Annotated in this window: 20 protein-coding genes; 15 read left to right on the forward strand and 5 right to left on the reverse strand. The window is 71.9% G+C overall.

The genetic code is table 11. The features are described 5' to 3' along the window. Positions 1–104 precede the first annotated feature (104 nt). The 8 genes from gabT to ACFCVM_RS16685 all read left to right on the forward strand — a co-directional run bounded on the left by gabT (position 105) and on the right by ACFCVM_RS16685 (position 9,591). Positions 105–1,463 carry a 4-aminobutyrate--2-oxoglutarate transaminase gene (gabT, locus tag ACFCVM_RS16650; protein WP_375837790.1) on the forward strand — a complete coding sequence of 453 codons (1,359 nt, stop codon included), beginning with the start codon at positions 105–107 and terminating at the stop codon, positions 1,461–1,463. Then, entirely contained in the window at positions 1,460–2,791 is a 1,332-nt protein-coding gene (locus tag ACFCVM_RS16655) for a Glu/Leu/Phe/Val dehydrogenase (protein WP_375837791.1), read from the forward strand. Before gabT ends, ACFCVM_RS16655 begins: the two co-directional genes overlap by 4 nt. A gap of 61 nt (positions 2,792–2,852) precedes the next feature. After that, complete coding sequence (locus tag ACFCVM_RS16660; protein ID WP_375837792.1) at positions 2,853–4,322, forward strand: NAD-dependent succinate-semialdehyde dehydrogenase; 1,470 nt, start codon at positions 2,853–2,855, stop codon at positions 4,320–4,322. Between the two features lie 111 nt (positions 4,323–4,433). Then, entirely contained in the window at positions 4,434–5,798 is a 1,365-nt protein-coding gene (locus tag ACFCVM_RS16665; protein ID WP_375837793.1) for a flavin monoamine oxidase family protein, read from the forward strand. Further along, positions 5,798–6,667, forward strand: coding sequence for a universal stress protein (locus tag ACFCVM_RS16670; protein WP_375837794.1), 870 nt, complete (start codon positions 5,798–5,800; stop codon positions 6,665–6,667). Before ACFCVM_RS16665 ends, ACFCVM_RS16670 begins: the two co-directional genes overlap by 1 nt. Before the next feature lie 11 nt (positions 6,668–6,678). Beyond that, complete coding sequence (locus tag ACFCVM_RS16675) at positions 6,679–8,250, forward strand: APC family permease (RefSeq protein ID WP_375837795.1); 1,572 nt, start codon at positions 6,679–6,681, stop codon at positions 8,248–8,250. A 148-nt stretch (positions 8,251–8,398) separates the two neighbouring features. Beyond that, complete coding sequence (locus ACFCVM_RS16680) at positions 8,399–9,061, forward strand: hypothetical protein (RefSeq protein ID WP_375837796.1); 663 nt, start codon at positions 8,399–8,401, stop codon at positions 9,059–9,061. Beyond that, positions 9,061–9,591 carry an RNA polymerase sigma factor gene (locus tag ACFCVM_RS16685; RefSeq protein WP_375837797.1) on the forward strand — a complete coding sequence of 177 codons (531 nt, stop codon included), beginning with the start codon at positions 9,061–9,063 and terminating at the stop codon, positions 9,589–9,591. Before ACFCVM_RS16680 ends, ACFCVM_RS16685 begins: the two co-directional genes overlap by 1 nt. A gap of 174 nt (positions 9,592–9,765) precedes the next feature. On the opposite strand, the gene ACFCVM_RS16690 is transcribed toward ACFCVM_RS16685, so the two are convergent. Together ACFCVM_RS16690 and ACFCVM_RS16695 are read right to left on the reverse strand one after the other, a co-directional pair. Further along, positions 9,766–11,388, reverse strand: a complete 1,623-nt coding sequence (locus tag ACFCVM_RS16690; protein WP_375837798.1) for an amidohydrolase — start codon at positions 11,386–11,388, stop codon at positions 9,766–9,768. Next, positions 11,385–12,671, reverse strand: a complete 1,287-nt coding sequence (locus ACFCVM_RS16695; protein WP_375837799.1) for an MFS transporter — start codon at positions 12,669–12,671, stop codon at positions 11,385–11,387. Before ACFCVM_RS16695 ends, ACFCVM_RS16690 begins: the two co-directional genes overlap by 4 nt. A gap of 174 nt (positions 12,672–12,845) precedes the next feature. On the opposite strand from ACFCVM_RS16695, the gene ACFCVM_RS16700 reads away from it, so the two are divergent. From ACFCVM_RS16700 to ACFCVM_RS16720, 5 genes are all read left to right on the forward strand, one after another. Continuing rightward, positions 12,846–13,460, forward strand: coding sequence for a TetR/AcrR family transcriptional regulator (locus tag ACFCVM_RS16700; RefSeq protein WP_375837801.1), 615 nt, complete (start codon positions 12,846–12,848; stop codon positions 13,458–13,460). A gap of 100 nt (positions 13,461–13,560) precedes the next feature. Then, complete coding sequence (locus ACFCVM_RS16705) at positions 13,561–14,175, forward strand: DUF937 domain-containing protein (RefSeq protein WP_375837802.1); 615 nt, start codon at positions 13,561–13,563, stop codon at positions 14,173–14,175. A 62-nt stretch (positions 14,176–14,237) separates the two neighbouring features. Next, complete coding sequence (locus ACFCVM_RS16710; protein WP_084183995.1) at positions 14,238–14,684, forward strand: MaoC family dehydratase N-terminal domain-containing protein; 447 nt, start codon at positions 14,238–14,240, stop codon at positions 14,682–14,684. Next, positions 14,684–15,109: a MaoC family dehydratase gene (locus tag ACFCVM_RS16715; RefSeq protein WP_375838321.1), complete on the forward strand. Its 426-nt coding sequence runs from the start codon at positions 14,684–14,686 to the stop codon at positions 15,107–15,109. The genes ACFCVM_RS16710 and ACFCVM_RS16715 overlap by 1 nt, the downstream gene beginning before the upstream one ends. A gap of 1 nt (position 15,110) precedes the next feature. Next, a complete protein-coding gene (locus ACFCVM_RS16720) occupies positions 15,111–16,313 on the forward strand; it encodes a UDP-N-acetylmuramate dehydrogenase (RefSeq protein WP_375837803.1) in 1,203 nt (400 codons plus the stop codon). Positions 16,314–16,396: 83 nt separating this feature from the next. On the opposite strand, the gene ACFCVM_RS16725 is transcribed toward ACFCVM_RS16720, so the two are convergent. Both ACFCVM_RS16725 and ACFCVM_RS16730 read right to left on the reverse strand, forming a co-directional pair. Next, positions 16,397–16,765 carry a hypothetical protein gene (locus tag ACFCVM_RS16725; RefSeq protein WP_375837804.1) on the reverse strand — a complete coding sequence of 123 codons (369 nt, stop codon included), beginning with the start codon at positions 16,763–16,765 and terminating at the stop codon, positions 16,397–16,399. Positions 16,766–16,767: 2 nt separating this feature from the next. Beyond that, positions 16,768–18,423 carry a PspC domain-containing protein gene (locus tag ACFCVM_RS16730; protein ID WP_375837805.1) on the reverse strand — a complete coding sequence of 552 codons (1,656 nt, stop codon included), beginning with the start codon at positions 18,421–18,423 and terminating at the stop codon, positions 16,768–16,770. Between the two features lie 115 nt (positions 18,424–18,538). Between ACFCVM_RS16730 and ACFCVM_RS16735 the strand changes: the two genes are divergently transcribed. Next, entirely contained in the window at positions 18,539–19,792 is a 1,254-nt protein-coding gene (locus tag ACFCVM_RS16735) for a PspC domain-containing protein (RefSeq protein ID WP_375837806.1), read from the forward strand. Continuing rightward, positions 19,785–20,453, forward strand: a complete 669-nt coding sequence (locus ACFCVM_RS16740) for a LuxR C-terminal-related transcriptional regulator (protein WP_375837807.1) — start codon at positions 19,785–19,787, stop codon at positions 20,451–20,453. The genes ACFCVM_RS16735 and ACFCVM_RS16740 overlap by 8 nt, the downstream gene beginning before the upstream one ends. Here ACFCVM_RS16740 and ACFCVM_RS16745 read toward each other — a convergent pair. Next, positions 20,419–22,035, reverse strand: a complete 1,617-nt coding sequence (locus tag ACFCVM_RS16745) for a bifunctional phosphatase PAP2/diacylglycerol kinase family protein (protein ID WP_375837808.1) — start codon at positions 22,033–22,035, stop codon at positions 20,419–20,421. The two genes, ACFCVM_RS16740 and ACFCVM_RS16745, sit on opposite strands and share 35 nt — an antisense overlap. Between the last annotated feature and the right edge of the window lie 81 nt (positions 22,036–22,116).

A 22,116-nucleotide genomic window follows, 5' to 3' on the forward strand; every position in this document is an offset into this window, starting at 1 on the left:
GAAGAACTGCACCTCAAGTGTACAGGCGGGCCCTGAAGCATCCGCTCGACCCGACCTAGCATTGGCGGCACCAGCCACCGTCGTCACCCCGCATCGGAGCACTCATGACTCTCGTCGACACCCCGGCCACCACGACCGGGGGACCCTCGCTCGCACAGGAGCGCCGCCTCGTCACCGCCATCCCCGGCCCCCGCTCGCAGGAGCTCATGGCCCGCAAGGCGGCAGCCGTCGCCTCGGGCGTCGGCCACACCCTGCCCATCTCGGTCGTCGCAGCGGGCGGAGGCGTCATCGTCGACGCCGACGGCAACTCGCTCATCGACCTCGGCTCGGGCATCGCCGTCACGGGCGTCGGCAACTCGGCGCCCCGCGTCGTCGAAGCCGTCACCGCGCAGCTGAACTCGTTCACCCACACGTGCTTCACCGTCTCGCCGTACGAGGGCTACGTCGCCGTCGCCGAGAAGCTCAACGAGCTCACCCCGGGCGACCACGTCAAGCGCACGGCCCTCTTCAACTCGGGCGCCGAGGCCGTCGAGAACGCGGTCAAGATCGCACGCCACTTCACGAAGAAGCAGGCCGTCGTCGCCTTCGACCACGCGTACCACGGCCGCACGAACCTCACCATGGGGCTCACCGCGAAGAACATCCCGTACAAGAGCGGCTTCGGGCCGTTCGCCTCCGAGGTGTACCGCGCACCCCTCAGCTACCCCTTCCGAGACGGGGGCCTCTCGGGCGCAGAGGCGGCGGCCCGCGCCATCTCCGTGATCGAGAAGCAGGTCGGCGCCGAGAACCTCGCCGCGATCATCATCGAGCCCATCCAGGGCGAGGGCGGCTTCATCGTCCCGGCGCAGGGCTTCCTCCCCGCACTCGTCGAGTGGGCGCGTGCGAACGACGTCGTCTTCATCGCCGACGAGGTGCAGACCGGCTTCGCGCGCACCGGCGCCTGGTTCGCGAGCGAGCACGAGGGCATCGTGCCCGACCTCGTCGTGGCGGCCAAGGGCATCGCCGGCGGCCTGCCGCTCTCGGCGGTCACCGGCCGCGCCGACATCATGGACTCCGCGATGGCCGGCGGCCTCGGCGGCACCTACGGCGGCAACCCGCTCGCCTGCGCCGCGGCACTCGCCACCATCGAGACCTACGAGGCGGACGGCCTCATCGAGCGCGCCCGCGAGATCGGCGCCGTGCTCATCGGCCGCCTGAACGCGCTGCGCACCGCCGACCCCCGCATCGGCGACGTCCGCGGACGCGGCGCCATGGTCGCGATCGAGCTCGTCGACCCCGAGACCGGCGCTCCCGACGCGGCGCTCACGGGCGCGATCGCCAAGTACGCCCACGCCAACGGCGTCGTCGTGCTCACGTGCGGCACCTACGGCAACGTCATCCGCTTCCTGCCGCCGCTCACCATCTCCGACGAATTGCTCGTCGACGGCCTCTCGGTCGTCGCGGAAGGACTGAAGAACGCATGACCGACCTCCTCGCGGCGACGACGACGTCGACCGCAACGGATGCCTCGCCGAGCCCGCTCATCGCAGCAGGCTCCGCCGCGCAGCACATCGCCACGCCCCTCACCGACGCGCGCGCCCAGCTCGCCGAGGCGGTGGGCCTGCTCGGCTACACCGACGGACTGCACCAGATGCTCGCGACACCGCGCCGCGAGCTCACGGTCGCGGTGCCGCTGCGCATGGACTCTGGTGAGAGCCGGCTCTACATCGGCCACCGCGTGCAGCACAACTTCTCGCGAGGACCGGCCAAGGGCGGCCTGCGCTACGCGCCGAACGTGAACCTCGACGAGGTCCGGGCGCTCGCGATGTGGATGACCTGGAAGTGCGCCCTGCTCGACGTGCCGTACGGCGGCGCGAAGGGCGGACTCGCGATCGACCCCCGCGAGCACTCCAAGGCCGAGCTCGAGCGCGTGACCCGTCGCTACACGAGCGAGATCCTGCCGATCATCGGCCCGGAGCGCGACATCCCCGCGCCCGACATCGGCACCGACGAGCAGACGATGGCCTGGATCATGGACACCTACTCCGTGACCAGCGGCTACACGGTGCCCGGCATCGTGACCGGCAAGCCCATCGCGCTCGGCGGTTCGCAGGGGCGGGCGAGCGCGACTTCGCGTGGGGTGACCCACATCGCGCTCGCCGCGCTCCGGCACCGCGGCATCGAGCCGTCGCGTGCCAGCGCAGCGGTGCAGGGCTTCGGCAAGGTCGGTGCGGATGCCGCGCGGTTCCTCGCAGAGGCCGGCGTCACCGTCGCCGGGGTGAGCGACCAGTACGGCGCCGTGTTCAACGCGGCGGGCCTCGACATCGAGGCGCTCTCCGACCACGTGCGCGCCACCGGTTCGGTCGTCGGCTTCGCCGGCGCCGAGGCGATCGACGGCGCACAGCTCATCACGCTCGACGTCGACCTGCTCGTGCCGGCCGCCGTCGAGGGCGTGCTGCACGGGGGCAACGCGGCGACCGTGCGGGCCACCGTCATCGTCGAGGGCGCGAACGGCCCGACGACGCCCGGTGCCGACCGGATCCTCCGCGAGAACGACGTGCTCGTCGTGCCCGACATCCTCGCGAACGCGGGCGGCGTCATCGTCTCGTACTTCGAATGGGTGCAGGCGAACCAGGCCTACTGGTGGCGCGCCGACGAGGTGGAGTCCAGACTGGAGGAGCGGATGCTCAGCGCGTGGCAGCACGTGCTGGGCTACGCCGAGGCGCGGGGGCTCTCGCTTCGCACCGCCGCGACGGCGCTCGCTGTCGAACGCGTCGCCGAAGCGCACAAGCTGCGCGGGCTCTACCCCTGATCGCGGCATCCGAATCGCCCACGACACCGTCACCCAGAATCACCGAACGGAAACCACACGCATGACGACTGCAACACAGGAAGCGACCGTGCTCGACCGGATCAAGGGCGGGCTCTTCATCGGCGGCGAATGGGTCGACGCCGAGGGTGGCAAGACCCTCGCCGTGATCGACCCCGCGACCGGCGCGGTGATCAAGGAGATCGCCGACGCCTCCGTCGCCGACGGCATCCGGGCGCTCGACGCCGCGGTCGCCGCGCAGGATGCATGGGCCGCGACGGCCCCGCGCGAGCGCGGCGAGCTGCTGCGCCGGGCGTTCGACCTGCTGCAGGAGCGCAAGGAGGAGTTCGCGCTCCTCATGACCATGGAGATGGGCAAGCCCCTCGCCGAGGCGCGCGGCGAGGTCGCCTACGGCGGCGAGTTCCTGCGCTGGTTCAGCGAGGAGGCCGTGCGCATCTCGGGCCGCTACGGGCTGAACCCCGAGGGCACCGGCAACATGATCGTGTCGCAGCGCCCGGTGGGCCCGTCGTTCTTCATCACGCCGTGGAACTTCCCGCTCGCGATGGCGACCCGCAAGATCGCTCCCGCGCTCGCCGCGGGCTGCACCGTCGTCATCAAGCCCCCGGCACTCACGCCGCTCACGACGCTCGCGTTCGTGCAGCTGCTCGAAGAGGTCGGCCTCCCGGCCGGCGTCGTCAACGTCATCGCGACGTCGACCTCGTCGAAGGTCTCGGGCCCGATCATCGCCGACCCGCGACTGCGCAAGCTCAGCTTCACGGGCTCGACCGAGGTCGGCCGCAGCCTCATGAAGGAAGCGGCGCAGGGCATTCTCCGCACCTCGATGGAGCTCGGCGGCAACGCGCCGTTCGTCATCTTCGAGGACGCCGACCTCGACAAGGCCGTCGACGGCGCGATGCTCGCCAAGTTCCGCAACATCGGACAGGCCTGCACCGCCGCCAACCGCTTCATCGTGCACGAGTCGGTCGCCCACGAGTTCGGCAAGCGGGTCGCCGAGCGCGTGCAGGCCATGCGCGTCGGCCGCGGCACCGAAGACGGCATCGCGATCGGACCGCTGATCGACGCGAAGGCGGTCGCCTCGACCGACGAGCTCGTCAGCGACGCCGTCGCCAAGGGCGCCACGGTGCTCACCGGCGGCACCGTCATCGAGGGCGAGGGCACCTTCTACGCCCCGACCGTGCTCGGCTCGGTCTCGGCCGACGCCCGCCTCCTCCGCGAGGAGATCTTCGGCCCCGTGCTCGGCATCACGACGTTCTCGACCGAAGACGAGGCCGTGCGCCTCGCCAACAACACCGAGTACGGCCTCGTCTCCTACGTCTTCACGCAGGACCTTGCGCGCGGCCACCGCATGATCGACCGCCTCGCCACGGGAATGATGGGCCTGAACACCGGCCTCGTCTCGAACGCGGCCGCGCCGTTCGGCGGCATCAAGCAGTCGGGCATCGGCCGCGAGGGCGGGCTCGAGGGCATCCACGAGTACCTCGACACGAAGTACACGCTCATCCCCGTGAGCTGAACCGACTGAGCGGATGCCGCAGCTCGCGCCGCGGCATCCGCTCGCCCGGGTCTCGACACGGCCCTGACCGGACGACCCGAACAGCACGACAACCGAAGGAAGTACCTGCACATGGAACGCATCGACTGCGACGTCGTCATCGTCGGCGCCGGGGCCTCGGGCCTCACCGCCGCCACCAAGCTGAAGGCGGCCGGCAAGTCCGTCGTCGTGCTCGAGGCGCGCGACCGCATCGGCGGCCGCCTCTGGACCGACGACATCGACGGCGCCATGCTCGAGATCGGCGGCCAGTGGGTCTCGCCCGACCAGGACGCGCTCATCGAGACGCTGGGCGAGCTCGGCCTCGAGACGTACGAGCGCTTCCGCGAGGGCGAGAACGTCTACATCGCCGAGAACGGCGAGCGCCGCCTCTTCGAGGGCGACATCTTCCCGGTGCCCGCCAAGACCGAGGGCGAGATCGTCGGCCTCATCGAGAAGCTCGACGCTCTCGTCGCCGAGATCGACCCCGACGCGCCGTGGGCCCATCCCCGTGCGAAGGAGCTCGACGAGATCTCGTTCGCCGAGTGGCTCGGCACCCAGACCGACGATGAAGAGGCGAAGCTCAACATCGGCATGTTCATCGCCGGTGCCATGCTCACCAAGCCCGCGCACGCGTTCTCGGCGCTGCAGGCGCTGCTCATGGCGGCATCCGCCGGTTCGTTCTCGAACCTCGTCGACGCCGACTTCATCCTCGACAAGCGCGTCGTGGGCGGCCTCCAGCAGGTGCCGCTGCGCCTCGCGGAGCGCCTCGGCGACGCCGTCCGCACCGGCCAGGCCGTGCGCACCATCCGCTGGACGCCGGATGCCCCCGAGGCCGGCGTCGTCGCGGTCACCGATTCGATCGAGGTGCACGCGAAGCACGTCGTGCTCGCGCTGCCGCCCATCCTCATCAGCCGCATCTCGTACGAGCCACCGCTGCCCCGCCGCCAGCACCAGATGCACCAGCATCTCTCGATGGGCTTCGTCATCAAGGTGCACGCCGTCTACGAGACGCCGTTCTGGCGCGAGCAGGGCCTCTCGGGCACCGCGTTCAGCCCCTACGAGCTCTGCCACGAGGCCTACGACAACACGAACCACGGCGACCCCCGCGGCACGCTCGTCGGCTTCGTCTCCGACGAGGAGGCCGACGGCGTCTTCACACTCTCGGCCGAGGAGCGGAAGGCCCGGATCCTCGAGTCGCTGTCGCACTACTACGGCCCCGAGGCGCTGAACCCGGTCGTCTACTACGAGAGCGACTGGGGCTCCGAGGAGTGGACCCGCGGCGCCTACGCCGCGAGCTTCGACATGGGCGGACTCGCGCGGTACGGCGCCGACCTCCGCACACCCGTCGGGCCGATCCACTTCTCGTGCTCCGACATGGCGGGCAAGGGCTACCAGCACGTCGACGGCGCGATCCGCGTCGGTCGCGAGGTCGCCGACGAGATCCTCGGCGCGAGCTGATGGTCTCCCGCATCGTCGTCGGCTACACGGCGAACGAATCCGGTGCCGACGCGCTCGCCCTCGGCGGGCGACTCGCGGCGGCCAGTGAGGCGCTCCTCGAAGTCGTGATGGTGCTTCCGATCGAGGCGCGCGGCGCCGTCGTGCCGCCCGACACGGGATACGAGCGCCACCTCAAGGAGCGCTCGCGGGGCTGGCTGGCCGAGGCATCCGCTCGCCTCGGCGACGGTGTCGAGCAGGCGCTGCACATCCGCTACGCCGAGTCGTTCGCCGAGGGCCTCGTGGCCGCCGCGCACGAGTTCGGCGCCTCGCTCATCGTCGTCGGCGCGGCCCGTGGCGGGCTGCTCGGCCGCTCGCGCATCGGCTCGGTGGCCAACGACCTGCTGCACGCGTCCGACGTGCCCGTGGCGCTCGCACCGGCGGGCTCCCGCGAGATGCCGGTCTCGGTCGGCGTGACCCGGATCACGGGTGCGGTCGGCACGCGTTCGGGTGCGGGATCGGTGCTCGACATCTCGGTGCGACTCGCCCGGGTGACGCACGCGCCGCTGCGGCTCGTCTCGCTCGTCTCGATCGACCTGCCGGCCGGCATGGACGAGGAGCTCGCCTCGCTCGCGAGCACCGCCCACGCCGACGACGTGCTCGAGGAGGCGCGACGTGCGCTGCCCGCCGGCACCTCGGCCACCGCGGTCGTCGCCTCCGGCGACACGATCGAGCAGGCGGTCTCCGCGCTCGAGTGGCACGCCGGCGAGATCGTCATCGTCGGATCGAGCCGCCTCGCGACCCACAGCCGACTCTTCCTGGGCTCGACGGCATCGAAGATGCTGCGCGAGCTGCCGGTGCCGATGATCGTCGTGCCGCGCTCCACCTCCTGAAGGACCATGCAATGACGCACCAAGAACCCCACCAGTACCACACCGAACCGCACGCGCCGTTGACCACGGCGAGCGCCGCGGTCGACGGCTCCGACGCCGGACTGTCGAAGAAGGGGCTGTCGGCGGGTTCGGTCGGCCTCATCGGCGCGATCGTCATCGGCATCTCGTGCATCGCGCCCGCGTACACGCTGACGGCCGCGCTCGGCCCGACGGTGTCGGAGGTCGGCGTGCAGGTGCCGGCGATCATCCTCGTCGGCTTCATCCCGATGCTGCTCGTCGCGCTCGGCTACCGCGAGCTCAACAAGCGGATGCCGGACTCCGGGACCTCCTTCACCTGGGCGACGCGCGCCTTCGGACCATGGGTGGGCTGGATGGCCGGTTGGGGCCTCATCGCCGCGACGATCCTCGTGCTCTCCAATCTCGCGGGCATCGCGGTGGACTTCCTGTTCCTTCTGATCGCGCAGGTCTCCGGGAGTCCCGAGATCGCCGACCTCGCCGCGAACCCGTTCATCAACGTCGCCGTCTGCCTGCTGTTCATGCTCGGCGCGACGTGGATCTCGTATCGCGACATGCAGACCACCCAGAAGCTCCAGTACTGGCTCGTCGGGTTCCAGATCACGGTGCTCATCGTGTTCTCGGTCGCCGCCCTCGTCGAGGTCGCGAACGGCAATGCGTTCGACGCGACGCCGATCGAGTGGTCGTGGTTCAACCCGTTCGCCGTCGGATCGTTCTCGGCGGTCGTCGCCGGGCTCTCGCTCTCGATCTTCATCTTCTGGGGCTGGGATGTCACCCTCACGATGAACGAGGAGACGAGGGGGTCGGAGAAGACGCCTGGCCGGGCCGCGACGATCACGGTCATCACGATCTTCGTGCTCTACCTGCTCATCGCCGTGTCGCTCATCTCGTACGCGGGTGTCGGCGAGGGAGAGTTCGGACTCGGCAACCCCGACATCCAGGACAACGTGTTCTTCCACCTCGCCGGTCCGATCCTCGGCCCGTTCGCGGTGCTCGTCTCGCTCGCCGTGCTCACGAGCTCGGCGTCGAGCCTGCAGTCGACGTTCGTGGGTCCGGCCCGCACGCTGCTCGCGATGGGCCACTACGGCGCGCTCCCCGAGAAGTTCGCGAGCGTGAGCCCGCGCTTCTTCACGCCGGGGTATGCGACGATCGTGTCGGCGGTCGTGGCATCCGTCTTCTACGCCGTCATGCGCTTGCTGAGCGAGAACGTGCTCTGGGACACGATCACCGCGCTCGGCATGATGATCTGCTTCTACTACGGCATCACCGCGTTCGCGTGCGTGTGGTTCTTCCGTAAGCTGTGGTTCGCCTCGGCGCGCAACGTGTTCTTCACGTTGCTCGCCCCGCTCGTGGGCGGGGTCATCCTGGCCGTGCTCTTCGTCACGACGCTCATCGACAGCATGGACCCCTCATACGGCAGCGGCTCCAACATCGGCGGCGTGGGCCTCGTGTTCATCCTCGGCATGGTCGTGCTGCTCGGCGGCGCTGCGGTGATGCTCTGGCAGTGGCGCAAGCGCCCGGCATTCTTCCGCGGCGAGACGCTCTCGCGCGCGGTCGCGGAGGACTGAGCCCGCCACCCGAACGACGAGGCCGCCCCCTGCGACACCAGGGGGCGGCCTCGTTCCGTGTCAGGGGACATTCGCTCGAGAGAATGTGTGTCGAATCGCGCGGTGCCGGACATACCTCCAGTGAGGGCATCTGACGGAAGGGCGCGCGATGGACGACTGGCTGGACGAGGCCGTGCGGCGGGGAGCGCCGAGGCCGCTGGGGGCGGAGCCGGTCGCCGCCGGCGAGGCGGTGGCTGTCGCACACGCGGTCGCCACGGCAGGACGCCACGGGCGGCGGATGTCGCGGCGGGGCGCGTTCCTCGGCGGCGCGGCGCTGAGCTTGGGCATCCTGGGTCTTGGGGTGACCGCGGCGGCGGCTGCGCCGACGGTGATCGACTGGCTCGGGTGGGCGCCCGATGTCGTCGCGCAGCGGACCTTCGACGTCGGTGCCGTCGCCGATCTCGGGCTCTGCGAGGTCTTCGTCCGGGTCCTGCCCGAACCCTCGGCCGACCTGTCCGCTGCGGAGGTCGAGCGGCGCACCGAAGCGGCCCGGATGTTCCTCACCGAGCACGACTGGCAACCGATGATCGACTCCATCACCGAGCGCGAGATTCAGACCCAGTACGAACTCGAGGTCGCACAGCGAGCGGCATTCACCGGCCCCGACGGCATCGTATCCGGTGCGACTCCACCGCCGGCGACGATGTCGACCGCCGCGACGCTGGTCATCGCCGACCGCATCAGCGACGAGTTCGAACGGGCCGGCCATCTCCGCGGGGGTGTCAGCCTCGAACAGGCGGCAGGGCCGTGCGTGTCCGAGGGCGCGAATTGATGCGGCGACGAACCCGGCCGGATCGGGAGACCCGGCTCGAGCAGGCATACGTCGCCAACGCCGCCGACCTGCTCAGCTACTTCGGCCGTCGGGTGCGCATCCGGGCCGACGCCGCCGATCTGCTGAGCGAGACCTTCGTGGTCGCGTGGCGCCGTGCCGACCGCCTGCCGCCCGACCCCGAGCAAGCGAGGATGTGGCTCTTCGGCGTCGCCCGCCGGGTGCTCGCCAACGCGGCTCGCGGCGCCATCCGTCAATCGGGTCTCGCCGATCGCCTGCGGACGCACCTCGAGACCCTCCCGGCCGCGCACGACGACGACGACGATGCACTCGACGTCCGGTCGGCGCTCGACGCCATTCCCGAAGACCAGTCGGAGCTCGTGCGCCTCGTGCTGTGGGACGGCTTCACCGTCGCCGAGGCGGCAACGATCCTCGGCATCAGCGAGACCACCGCGCGCGGGCGGTACCAGCGGGCCCGGGCCCGGCTCCGCGAACTGCTCCGCGAACACCACTACGAAGGGACCACCCCATGAACGCGCATCGCATCGACCCCGCCGACCTCGAACTGCCGCCGACGCAGCCGCTCGACATCTCGGCCTACCTGCCCGATCCGCTCGACGAGGCCACCGCGTAGCGAGCGCCCGATCCAGCGCCCAGCCGAGCGGATGCCGCGGCGCCGGTCCATGCACCGGCGCCGCGACACGGCGTCAGGCCGCGTAGACCGTGTCGCCCGCCACCACCGTGCGCACGACCCCGGCGCTGAGCAGCGATTCCTCGCCGGCGGCGAACACGTCGGTGTCGAGCACCGTGAAATCGGCGGCGAGGCCGGGCGTGAGGCTGCCGCGCAGACCGGCCTCGCCGCACGACGCCGCGGCGTCGCGCGTCGCGTGCACGATCGACTGGGCGAGGGGCAGCGCGAACTCGGGCTGGATCGGCCCGAACGACGGGTCGAGTGCCGAACGCCGGGTCGCGGCGACGTACATGTTCGGCAGCGCCTCGTGCGGAGCCGTCGGCGCATCGGTCGAGAACGCGAGCAGCGCGCCGGCCTCGACGTACTCGGGCCAGGCGAAGCCGCGGTCGGCGCGCTCGTCGCCGAGCATCGCGGCCCAGTTCGCCCAGATGGCGGGGTCGGCGTGCACGGGCTGCATCGATGCGGTGACGCCGAGCCGCGCCATCCGCTCGGCCGTGCCCGGTGCCGCGTATTCGAGGTGCTCGATGCGGTGGCGTCGTGCGCGCTCGCCGTTGACCTCGTGCGCGTGCTCGAGCGCGTCGAGCGCGTGGTCGCTCGCGAGGTCGCCGATCGCGTGCATCGCGACCTGGAGTCCTGCGACGTCGGCCGCTGCGACGACGGGCTTCAACCGGTCGAGCGGCCAGATCGGGTCGGCGTTCGAGCCGTCGGCGTACGGATGCCGCATGGCCGCCGTGCAGGCGTCGATGACGCCGTCGAGCACGAGCTTGATGCCCGCGACCCGGAGCCACGGCGAGTCGATCTCGGCCGCGAGCGCGGTCGCCCGCTGCACCTGCTCGAGGTTCGCGGCGTCGTCGCCGGTGTTCGCGACGAACCAGTGGCCGACGACGCGGATCGGCAGGACGCCGCCGCGTCGTGCCGCGGCCCGCTGGAACGCGGCGAGCCCGAGCTCGTCGAACGCCATGTCGACGACGCCGGTGACGCCTGAGGCGAGGTAGGCGGCGATCGTGCGCTCGACGGCGGCGTCGCGATCGTCGTCGGTCGTGATGGCGGCGAGGTGGCTCCACACGAACTGCTGCGCCGCCGTCTCGAAGAGCATGCCGTCGGGCTCACCGTCGGCATCGCGCCCGATCGAGCCGCCGATCGGGTCGGGGGTGTCGCGTGTGATGCCGAGCTCGGCGAGCGCCGCCCGGTTCACCCAGACCGAGTGGTAGTCGTTCGCGTCGAGGTACACGGGCACGTCGGCGACCACGGCGTCGATCATCGCCGCGGTGGGGGCACCGCCCGGCACGGAGTCGAAGAGCCAGCCGCGCCCGAGCAGCCGCGGCGCGTCGGGGGAGGCCTCACGGGCAGCGCGGAGGCGCGCCTGGATGTCGCCGAGCGAGCGGGCATCGGTGAGCCCGACTCGGCCGAGCGCCTCGCCCATCATGACGAGGTGCGTGTGCGCGTCGGTGAAGCCGGGCAGCACGAGCCGGCCGTCGAGGTCGAGCGTCGCGGCATCCGTGCCCGCGGCCTCGCGGGCGCCCTGCGCGTCGCCGACGTAGGCGAGCGTGCCGTCGTCGTCGACGACGAGGGCCTCCGCCCACTCGTTCGCGGGGTCGGCGGTGAAGATGCGGGCGTTGGTGACGAGCGTGCGGGTCACGCGGGGACCTCCTGGAGTTCGGCGGCGGCAGCGGATGCCTCGGCGCGCTCGCGCCGGGTCGAGAAGGCGGCGACGGCGGCCACCGGCACGGCGAGCACGAAGCTCGCGACGCCGAGCACCACGGCGAAGCCCTGGAAGCCGAAGACCTCGACGAGGGCGGCGCCGATCACGGGCGTGAGGCTCGAGCCGACGAGGTACACGGCGAGCAGCGGCGCCGACCAGCGACCGTCGGCGTCGAGGGCCGACGAGGTCGAGACGAAGTACATGAATGCGAGGGCGTAGAGCGTGTTCCACGCGATGAAGACGACGATGAAGGTCGTGGGATCGGTGACGAAGCACTCGACGATCTTGAGGATGCCGCCGCCGACGAGCAGCACGGCGAGCGGAACGGCCCGGCCGAGGCGGTTGCCGACGATCATGAGCAGCACCGAACCGATCAGTCCGCCGGCGGTCGCGCCGCTGAGCGCGATGCCGAGCCCCTCGGGCGTGAGCGAGGCCTGCTCGCCGCCCATGACGCCGGCCATGGCCCAGAGCGAGTCCTCGCTGACCGCCCAGAGGGCGAACGTGACGAGCAGGGTGAAGCCCGCGATCCGCACGGCGCGGGGCGACGGCAGGGTGCGCGACGCCGCGGCGGCGGCTTCGAGCGCGGGCACGGCCGCGGTCGGCGGCACCTCGACGGGCACGGCCTCGGCGACCGCCACCGACGACCTCGGCGCGATGACGGGTGCTGCCGGGAGCCAGCCGCTCACGAGGAGGCCGACGACGGAGAAGATCGCGAGCGCGCCGAACACGTCGATCGGTGCAAGGCCGATGAGCGGGATGATCGCGAGGATCACCGTGACGACGGCGCGGTTCGCGAGGCCGTTGAAGCCCGCCACCCGGTCGGGGTTCGTGAACGCGGCGATCGCGGCGCCGCCGGAGGCGACTGCGCCGCCGGCGCCGATGCCGCCGACGATGAGACCGGTGATGACGGCCGCGGGCATCGGCGCGAGCGCTGCGGTGGCGAATCCGAGCACCGAGAGCGCGAGCCCGGTGCGGGCGACCGCGAGGCGGCGGGGGCCCGCACAGAGCGGCGCGATGGCGAGACCGGTGACGGCGGTGGCGAGGAGCGTCGCGGTGATGATCCAGCTCGCGGTGAGCACGTCGGCGCCGATCGCCTGCTGGAGGGCGCTGATCATGTACGGCGAGAGGTTCACGCCGAGGTAGCCGGCGATGCCGATCGTGAAGGTCGCGGTGGCGCTCGGCAGGCGGAGCGGCACGCGAGCGGTGAGGTCGTTGGACACAGAGGTCTCCGTGGGGCTGGGGCACGTCGATGTGCAGGGGACGGACGCGGCAGGGGGTGTCGTCGCGATAAGTGAATGGTGTTCGTTTATTATGCATACGAGTCCCCGTGATGGGAAGAGCGGATTTCGAACGGCCGCCCCTAGGCTGATCGGGGCGTCGAACGAGGAGGTGCCGTGGCCAGACCCAGAGTGCCCCTGCTGTCGACCGAGCGCATCGCCGACGCGGCCATCGAGCTCGTCGACTCCGGCCAGGCGTTCGGCGTCAATGCCCTCGCCCGCCGACTCGGCGTGACGCCCTCGTCGCTCTACAACCACGTCGACGGCCGCGACGGCATCATCGAGCTCATGCGAGGTCGGCTCGGCGAGGCCTACCTGTCGGAGGAGCGAGAGGGCGACTGGGTCGAGGTCGTGACGCAGACGATGCGCGCCTCCCGCCGCATGTACGCCGAGCACCCGTTGATCGTGCCGCTCCTGGTCGGGAAGACGATCACCCATCCCGCGGTCATCGCGAGCTACGACCGCCTCGCGACGGCCCTCGTCGGGGCGGGGTTCCCCGACGACGAGGTGATCACGGTCATCGCGATCCTCGACTCGTTCGCGCTCGGCTTCGGCCTCGACCTGGCGTCGCCCGACGACATCTGGCAGCCCGAGACGCCCACGACCTCGCTCGCGCGCCTCGTCGAACTCACCACGAAGGGGCGCGAACGCTCCGACCGGGTCTTCGAGATCGGGCTCGAGCTGCTGCTCGACGCCCTGCGGCTGCGCCTCGGTCGCCTCGATCTCGACTGAGCGACTGCCACCGTTCGGATGGCACTTTCCCGCGGGGCATCCGTATCGATACGGTGATCGGTGGACGCCCCGACCGCGGGCGCCGGAATGGGGAACCCGAATGGCTGCACTCGACGACATCGTCGCCAACCTCCCGATCGGCGACATCGCCGCGAAGCTCGGCGTCGACGAGGCGACCGCGAAGCAGGCGGTGAACGACGCCCTTCCCGCGCTGCTCGCCGGCATGGGCGCGAACGCCAGCGACCCCGCGGGTGCCGCTTCGCTCCAGAAGGCCGTCGCCAAGCACGACCCGAAGCTCATCGAGGGCGGGGTGAACCTCGCCGACGTCGACGAGGAGGACGGCAAGAAGATCGTGAAGAACGTGTTCGGCGACAACACCGACAAGGTCGTCACGGCGCTCGACAAGAAGGAGGGCGGCGCGGGCGACCTCATCGGCAAGCTCCTGCCGATCCTCGCACCCATCGTGTTGAGCTTCCTCGCCGCACAGTTCGCGAAGAAGCCCGAGGCGGCGGAGGCTGCGCCGGAGTCGTCGGGCGGCGGCATCGGCGACCTGCTCGGCGGCCTCCTCGGCGGCGGCGGTTCGGGCTCGTCGGGCGGCGGCATCGACCTCGGCGGTCTCGTGGGCGGCCTCCTCGGCGGTGGCTCGGGCGGCTCGAACTCGGGCGGCGGCCTCGGCGACCTGCTCGGCGGCCTCCTCGGCGGCGGCAAGCGCTGAGCGCTCCGGGCAGCGGATGCCGCGGCCTCCGCTGCCCATGCACCCCCGCTTAGACTGGCGGGGTGCCAGTGAACCCGGAGCTCCAGGGGCGGACCTTCCCGCCCACCGAGCCGTACCTCGTCGGTCGTGAGAAGGTGCGCGAGTTCGCCCGCGCCGTGTTCGCGACGAACCCGATCAACCTCGACCCCGAGGCCGCACGCGCGGCCGGGTACGCCGACGTCGTCGCGCCGCCGACCTTCGCCGTCGTCGTGCAGGAGCAGACGCTCGCCCAGCTGCTGGCCGACCCCGAGTCGGGCATCGACTTCTCGCGCGTCGTGCACGGCGACCAGCGCTTCACGTCGACGCGGCCGATCGTCGCCGGAGACCTGCTCACCGCGACCCTCACCGTCGCGAGCGTGAAGAGCCTCGGCGGCCACTCGATGGTCACGGCCGAGTCGGCCATCACCGATGCCGATGGCGCGCACGTCGTCACCGCCGTCTCCACCCTCGTCGTGCGAGGAGACGAATGATGCCCGCCCCCGAGTTCGCCTCCCTCGCCGTCGGCGACGTCGTCGCCGAGCGCTCGTTCCCGCTGACCCGCGACTCGCTCGTGCGATACGCCGGCGCCTCCGGCGACTTCAACCCGATCCACTACCGCGACGACATCGCGGCCGAGGTCGGCCTGCCGGGCGTGCTCGCCCACGGCATGCTGACCATGGGCCTCGCCGTTCAGCCCGTCGTCGATTGGGCCGGCGACCCCGGCCGCGTCGTCGACTACCAGGTGCGCTTCACGCGCCCCGTGATCGTCGACCCGCAGAACGGCGCGATCGTCGCAGTGACCGCGAAGGTCGGCCAGCTCGACGAGGCCGCGACGGTCGCACGCATCGACCTCACGGTGAAGGTCGGCGACGACACGGTGCTCGGCAAGGCGCAAGTGCGCGTCGCACTCGGTTGACATGAGCGGCGACATCCGTTTCTCGGACCTCACGACACTGCAGGTCGGCGGGCCGATCGGCCGGCTGGTCACCGCCACGACGCAGCGCGACCTCGTCGACCTCGCGACCGAGACGTGGGCGACGGATGACGCGTGGCTCGCGCTCGGCGGCGGCTCGAACCTCCTCGTGGGCGACGAGGGCTTCGCGGGCACCGTGATCCGCGTGGCCACGCGCGGCATCGAGGTGCTGCCGGCGGCTCCGGGGGTCGAGGCATCCGTTCGACTGCGCGTGCAGGCCGGCGAGACGTGGGACGACCTCGTCGCGTGGACCGTCGAGCACGGATACTCGGGCATCGAGGCGCTCTCGGGCATCCCCGGCTCGGTCGGCGCCGCTCCCGTGCAGAACATCGGCGCCTACGGGCAGGAGCTCGCCTCGACGCTCGTCGCGATCGAGTTCCTCGACGAGGGTGCCGCGACGCCGCGCCGCATGACGGCCGCCGAACTCGAGCTCGGCTACCGCACCTCGGTGCTGAAGCAGGGGCTCGCGGGCATCGTCGTGACCGTCGAGCTCGAACTGCACGACACCGCCGCCGAGCGAGCGGTGCTCGGTGAGGCGCTCGGCCAGCCGATCGCCTACGGGCAGCTCGCCGACGCCCTGCACGTGCAGCAGGGCGACCGGGTCGCGATCGCCGACGTGCGGGGCAGCGTGCTCGCGCTCCGCGCCTCGAAGGGCATGGTGCTCGATCCCGCGGACCCCGATTCGGTGAGCGCCGGCTCGTTCTTCACGAATCCGATCGTGGGCGAGCACGTCGCGCGCACGCTTCCCGCGGCGGCGCCCCGCTGGTACGTCGAACCCGAGGCGGCCGACGAGGTGACGCCGCTCGGCTCGCTCGCCGCGGCGTCGCCGCTCGAGGCGTTCCTCGCGCATCAGGCCGAACTCGAGGAATTCGGCGACGATGTCGCCGTGGTCGAGACCGTCGACGCCGAACCGCTCGTGAAGCTCTCGGCGGCCTGGCTGATCGAGCACTCGGGCATCCGTCGCGGCTTCGCCCTGCCGGGCTCGCGCGCGGCGATCTCGTCGAAGCACACGCTCTCGCTGACGAACCGCGGCGGTGCAACGGCCGAGGAGATCGCAACACTCGCGCGGTTCGTGCAGGGGCGGGTGCAGGCCGAGTTCGGCATCGTGCTCCGGCCGGAGCCCGTGCTCGTCGGCGTCGAACTGTAGCGGTCGACCGATGCCAATCGCCCCTCACCGATCGGTGAGGGGCGATTCGCATCAATGCGTCGACCGGCGGGGCGGTGCGCGACTCAGCGCCGGGCGCGCTCACCGCGGCGGATGAGTCCGACGATGCCGAAGAGGGCGATGACGACGCCCACGACGATGACCGCCGTGAGGGTCGCGGTGAGCGGGCTCAGCGTGACCAGCCAGTCGCCGACGAGATCGCGGCGGGCGGGATCGACGAGGACCCAGAGGGTCGTCGCGGCGGCCGTGCCGAAGAGCAGTGCCCAGACGAGGGCGCCCCATCGCACGGTCGGGCGTGCCGTCGGCGCCGGCGCCTCGGGGGCGGCCGCCGCCGCATCATGCGACGCCGGCGTGACCCAGTCGGGCAGGATCGCCGTGGTCGCGGCATCCGACCCGGTCTTCGGCTGGTCGGAATCGTTCGTGTTCGTGGTCATGATCAGCTTCCTTCGCGGATCTCGATGTGCACCATGCCGGAGCCCTGCTCGAGCACGATCCTCGCGTCGACGGGGTCGTCGCCTGCACGGTACTCGCGGACGCCGGCGTCGCCGCCGAGCAGGAGCGCTCCGCGATCGAGACCGCCGATCTGCGGTTCGGAGCTGGATGAGAAGTCGGGCGAGTAGACGACGATCTCGAGCGGCCCCGCCTCGCTCGCGTCGAGCACGATCTCGGTGTCGGGCTCGACGGTGATCCAGGTGCTGCCGGCGCCCTGCTGCAGCTCGACGACGGGTGGCACGTCGCGCCACCACGGGGTGGCGTGGATGTACGCGTCGCCGAAGGGCTGCACGAGCCGCTGCGACTGGTTGAGTGCGACGCTGTAGCCGGGCGGCACCAGTGCGCCCTGCGGCATGATGGATGCCGCGACGGCGGCCACCGTCATCGCGATCGCGGAGAGCAGGGTCATGAAGGCGAGGCCTCCGCTGCGCCGGCGCCGGAGCGCAGCGACGACCATGCCCGCCGAGAGCAGGAGCGTCGCGACCGCGAGCGCGATCGGGATCGCGAACCCGGCGACATCCGGTGTCGCGAGCGACCAGATCGCGGCGATCGAGCCGGCGACGAGTGCGAGGCCGAGCACGGTGAACACGAACGCGGCGCTCGCCCTGGGGCGGCTGGCCCGCCGTGCAGCGCGTGCAGCGTCGGCCTGGGCGGTGAGCTCACGCGCCTTCGCCTTGTTCTCGGCCGCGGCTTGCGCTCGGGCGGCGCGTTCGGCCTGCTCCTGACCTGACTTCCACTCGGAGTGGGAGACGCGCCATGCCTCGTGCTGGGCACGCCACTCGGCGATGGCCGCGGCATCGGCGCCTTCGGCGGGAACGGGCGGTTCGGTGCTCGGCACGGTCGAGCCGGGCGCGGTCGCGGTCGGGTCGGGCGCGGGCACGGCCGCCGGCGCCGAGGCATCCGAAGCTGCGAATGCGACCGTCGAGGGATGCCCCGGAGCGGTGGCGGTCGTCGCGGAAGCCATTCGCGCACCGACACCGCCCGGGGAGCTCTGGGAGGCCCGCTGCGCGAGCCAGACGACGAGCGCGATGACGCCGCCGACGAGGATGAGGCCCCACAGCACGCGAAGCGGCACGCCGAGGTTGAAGCCGAAGATCGGATCGCTGATCGTCGGCCAGTCGGGCCACCAGCGCCAGCCGAGCCAGCCGCCCTGCACGAGCGGGATGAACCCGATGACGCCCATCACGGCGATGCCGACGATCGCCGGGTCGACGATGCCGCGCATCAGTCGCTCGAAGTGGATCTCGCCGTCGGTGTCGGGCAGCAGCACCCACGCGATCGCGTAGAGCAGCACGAACGGCGCACCGAGCACCGCGACGACCACGACGATGCCGCGCACGATGATCGGGTCGATGCCGAGTCGGGCGGCGACCCCGGCGCAGACGCCGCCGAGCCAGCCGGCCCGTCGCGGCACCCCGAGCCCGCGGAGCCATTCGTAGAAGCCGGTGCCGGTGCCCGACGCGGGTGTCGCCGCGCCGGGGTCACCGGAGGATGGAGTCGCTCCCGCCGCATCCCGGGCGTTCGGGCCGGACGCCGCGGAGTCCCCCTTCACGTCGTCCTGCACTGGGTCCGCCTCGGGGGCGGTCGGGTTCGTCTCCATGCTTCGATGCTGGCACCAGCGGCGCATGCCCCGCCATGGGGTGAATCCCTGATTCGACCCTGAGCGGGCCCGACGGGCCGGGAGGATCGTCGCCCCGTCTGCTTGGATTGCAGGCATGGAGTCGCGCGCGGAACAGACGACGGATGCCGCGGCATCCGCGCCCGCCGACGCCGCTGCCTCCTCCCCGCGCCTGACCCGCCCTCGCACGTGCGTCGCCACCGGCGTCTCGGCGGGGCTCGCCGACCATCTCGGCTGGCCCGTCTGGATCGTGCGCACCGCCGTCGTCGTGACGAGCCTCGCGAGCGGTGCCGGTCTGCTGCTCTACCTCTGGCTCTGGGTGTTCACCCCGTGGGTGCCGGGCGAGGGGCGCCCGACCCGGCGCGCCCCGGTCGCGTGGCTGCTCATGTCGGCAGCCGGCGCATCGTTGCTCGCCGCGGCCGCGATGAGCCCGCTCGTGGCCGTCGACACGGTCGACGGCGGCCGCGACCGTCTCTCGTGGTGGCTGTTCGCGGTGCTCGCCGGGGTCGGTCTCGCCGTGGCATCCGGTGCCTGGGCGAGTTTCATCGACCGACCGGAGCCCGAGCGCGGGCCGCGGCACGAACTCACGATCCGCATCGTCGCGACCGTGCTGCTCGTGGTGACCGCGGCATCGCTCGTGCTCGGGCCGACGGCCGCGTGGTACCCCGCGCAGGCCTTCCTCGCCGCGCTCGCCGCGGTGCTCGGCATCGGGCTCGTCTACGCGCCGACGCTCGTGACCGCGTGGCGCGACCTCACGGCCGAGCGCACGAAGCGCATCCGCGAGGAGCAGCGCAGCGAGATCGCCGCGCACCTGCACGACTCGGTGCTGCAGACGCTCGCCCTCATCCAGAACCGAGCGGGCGCGACCAGCGAGGTCGCCCGAATCGCCAGGGCCCAGGAGCGCGAGCTGCGCGATTGGCTCTTCGCCGGTGACACCCCGGCCGACAGCGACCTCGGCACCGACCTCCGCGACTTCGCGGCCGCCCTCGAGATCGACTACGCGGTGACGGTCGACGTCGTGGTCGTGGGGGAGTCGAGGGAGCGCGCGAGCGGCGAGATGGCGGCGGCGGCCCGCGAGGCGATGCTGAACGCCGCGCGGCACGCGGGCGGAGAGGTCTCGGTGTACGTCGAGTCCACGCCCGAAGCCGTCGAGGTGTTCGTGCGCGATCGCGGTCCGGGGTTCGCGCTCGCCGACGTTCCCGGCGACCGGCTCGGGGTGCGCGAATCGATCATCGGCCGCATGCGCCGCGCGGGTGGCTCGGGCGAGGTGCGACCGGGCGTCGGCGGCGTGGGCACCGAGGTGCGACTGCGGTTCCCGGCCGCCGAACGTATGGAGGCCGGTCGTGGCTGAGCGGGTGCGCGTCGTGATCGTCGACGACCATTCCATCTTCCGGTCGGGCCTGAAGGCCGACCTCGACGAGACCATCGAGGTCGTCGGCGAGGCGCACGACGTCGAGTCCGCGGTCGCGGTCGTCACGGATGCCGCGCCCGACGTGGTGCTCCTCGACGTGCACCTGCCCGGGGTCGCTGTGCCGGCGGGCGCGAGCGGCGGCGCCGAGGTGATCCGGCGCGCCGCGGCATCCGTGCCCTCGACGCGGTTCCTCGCGCTCTCGGTCTCGGACAAGGCCGAAGACGTCGTCGGCGTCATCAGGGCCGGAGCCCGCGGGTACATCACGAAGGGCTCCTCGGGCGCCGACGTGAGCAGGGCCGTGCACGCCGTCGCCGGCGGCGACGCCGTGTTCTCGCCGAAGCTCGCGGGGTTCGTGCTCGACGCGTTCGGTGCGCCGGTGGGGGAGACGGCGTCGGCGAGCGACGAGCTCGACCGCCTCTCGGCGCGCGAGCAGGAGGTCATGCGGCTGATCGCTCGCGGCTACTCGTACAAGGAGGTGGCGGCCGAGCTCTTCATCTCGACGAAGACGGTGGAGACGCACGTCTCGGCGGTGCTGCGCAAGCTCCAGCTCTCGAGCCGGCACGAACTCACGGCCTGGGCGAACGCGCGACGCCTGCTGTAGCCCCTTCGCCGCTCGCGGGCCGGTACACGTCGAGCGCAGCGGGCACGATCCGCACGGTCGTGCGGTAGCCCGGCGATGCGGTGCGCGCGGTCGCCTCGACCGGCGCCTCGAGCGCGACCTCGCCGTCGTGTGCGAATCCGGGCGGCTGCCCGTGCCTCGGTCGCACGAGCACCTCGATCGACTCGCTCGTGAACGACTCCAACCGCTCCGGCAGCAGGCGGACGCGTCGGAGCACCGCGCTCGTGCGGCGACCGAAGGCGAGCGATCCGGCGGCGCGCACCCGCGAACCCGCGTGCAGGATCCGGACGTCGAGCACGCCGCCGTCGAGGCGCCGCCGCTGCATCGGTGCGGCGATGCCGGGGTCGTTCTGGCCGACGCCCACGTACAGGGTCCAGACCCGGGCACGCCGCCCGCCGACGACCACGGTCACGGGGGCCGAGCGGCGCAGCACCCGCGCTGCAGCGATGACGGCGGCGAGCCACTTGCCCCAGCGCTCCTCGAGCCGTTCCCGCTCGGCGACGAAATCCGGGTAGAGGCCGACGGAGGCGGTGTTCAGGACCGTGATCGGCGGGCCGTCGGCGAAGCGCAGTTCCGCGACATCCGATCGCACGCCCTCGCCGCGCTGCAGGGCGTCGATCGCGAGGTCGACGGATGCCGCGCCGGCCGTGCGCGCGAAGTGGTTGAACGTGCCGCCGGGCACGACGAGGAGCGGCACGCCGGCGGTCAGCGCCTCGTGCGCCACGGCGGCGACCGAGCCGTCGCCGCCGCACACCCCCACGATGCGCGGCGGGTCGTCTCGGGCGAGCGCCGCACGCACGGCGACGGCGGGATCCTCGCCGTCGAGCTCGTGCAGCTCGGCGGACGGCAGTCGCCGCCGGAGCACGTGCTCGGGGTCGGTTCTCACCACGCTCGTGCCCGATGCCCGGTTGATCACGATGAAGAGGCCCGTGCCGTCGGAGGATGCGGGCAGCCTGCGGTCGACACCGCTCGGTGCCGGGGCGTCGTCTTCGCCCGGGCCCGGTCGCGCCACGATGGTGCTCAGGCCCGCGACCCCGGCCCCGAGCGCGAGCCCGCCGACGACATCCGAGAGCCAGTGCGCACCGGTGTGCAGCCGCGAGTAGGCGACGCCGAGCGCGAACGGGGCCAGTGCCGCGCCGAGGCGCGGCTGCTCGATCGCGACGCCGGTGGCGAATGCCGCGGCGCTCGCCGAGTGTCCCGACGGGAACGACGGGGTGGTGGGCGTCTTCGGCAGGTGCCGGCCGATCGGCACATCGGCGAGCACCGGTCGGTCGCCCCCGAACACCTGCTTCGCGATCACGTTCGTGAGCGCGCTCGCGACGAGCAGCGAGCCGAGTCCACGCGCGGCCGTGCGTCGGCGGCCGATGACGGCGAGCACGCCCGCGATGGTCCACCAGAGCACGCCGCGGTCGGCGAACCCCGAGACGCGCGACCAGAACCGGTCGGCCATCGAGTGGGTGCGGCGGGCGTTCACGGCGCGGGCGGATGCGGCATCCGCGCGCCGCACCCAGGCGGGCAGGATCCTCGTCCGTTGCACGGCGACGCGCACGCTGCGGAAGGCCACGCCGCCATCGTAGGCGTGGTGCTTCGCGCCGTCGACGGGTTGCGCGGGGCTCGACGGGTCCTGTCGAAAAAAACTTGCTAT

It is taken from the genome of Agromyces sp. NPDC056389, from assembly GCF_042262385.1.
GTDB lineage: Bacteria > Actinomycetota > Actinomycetes > Actinomycetales > Microbacteriaceae > Agromyces.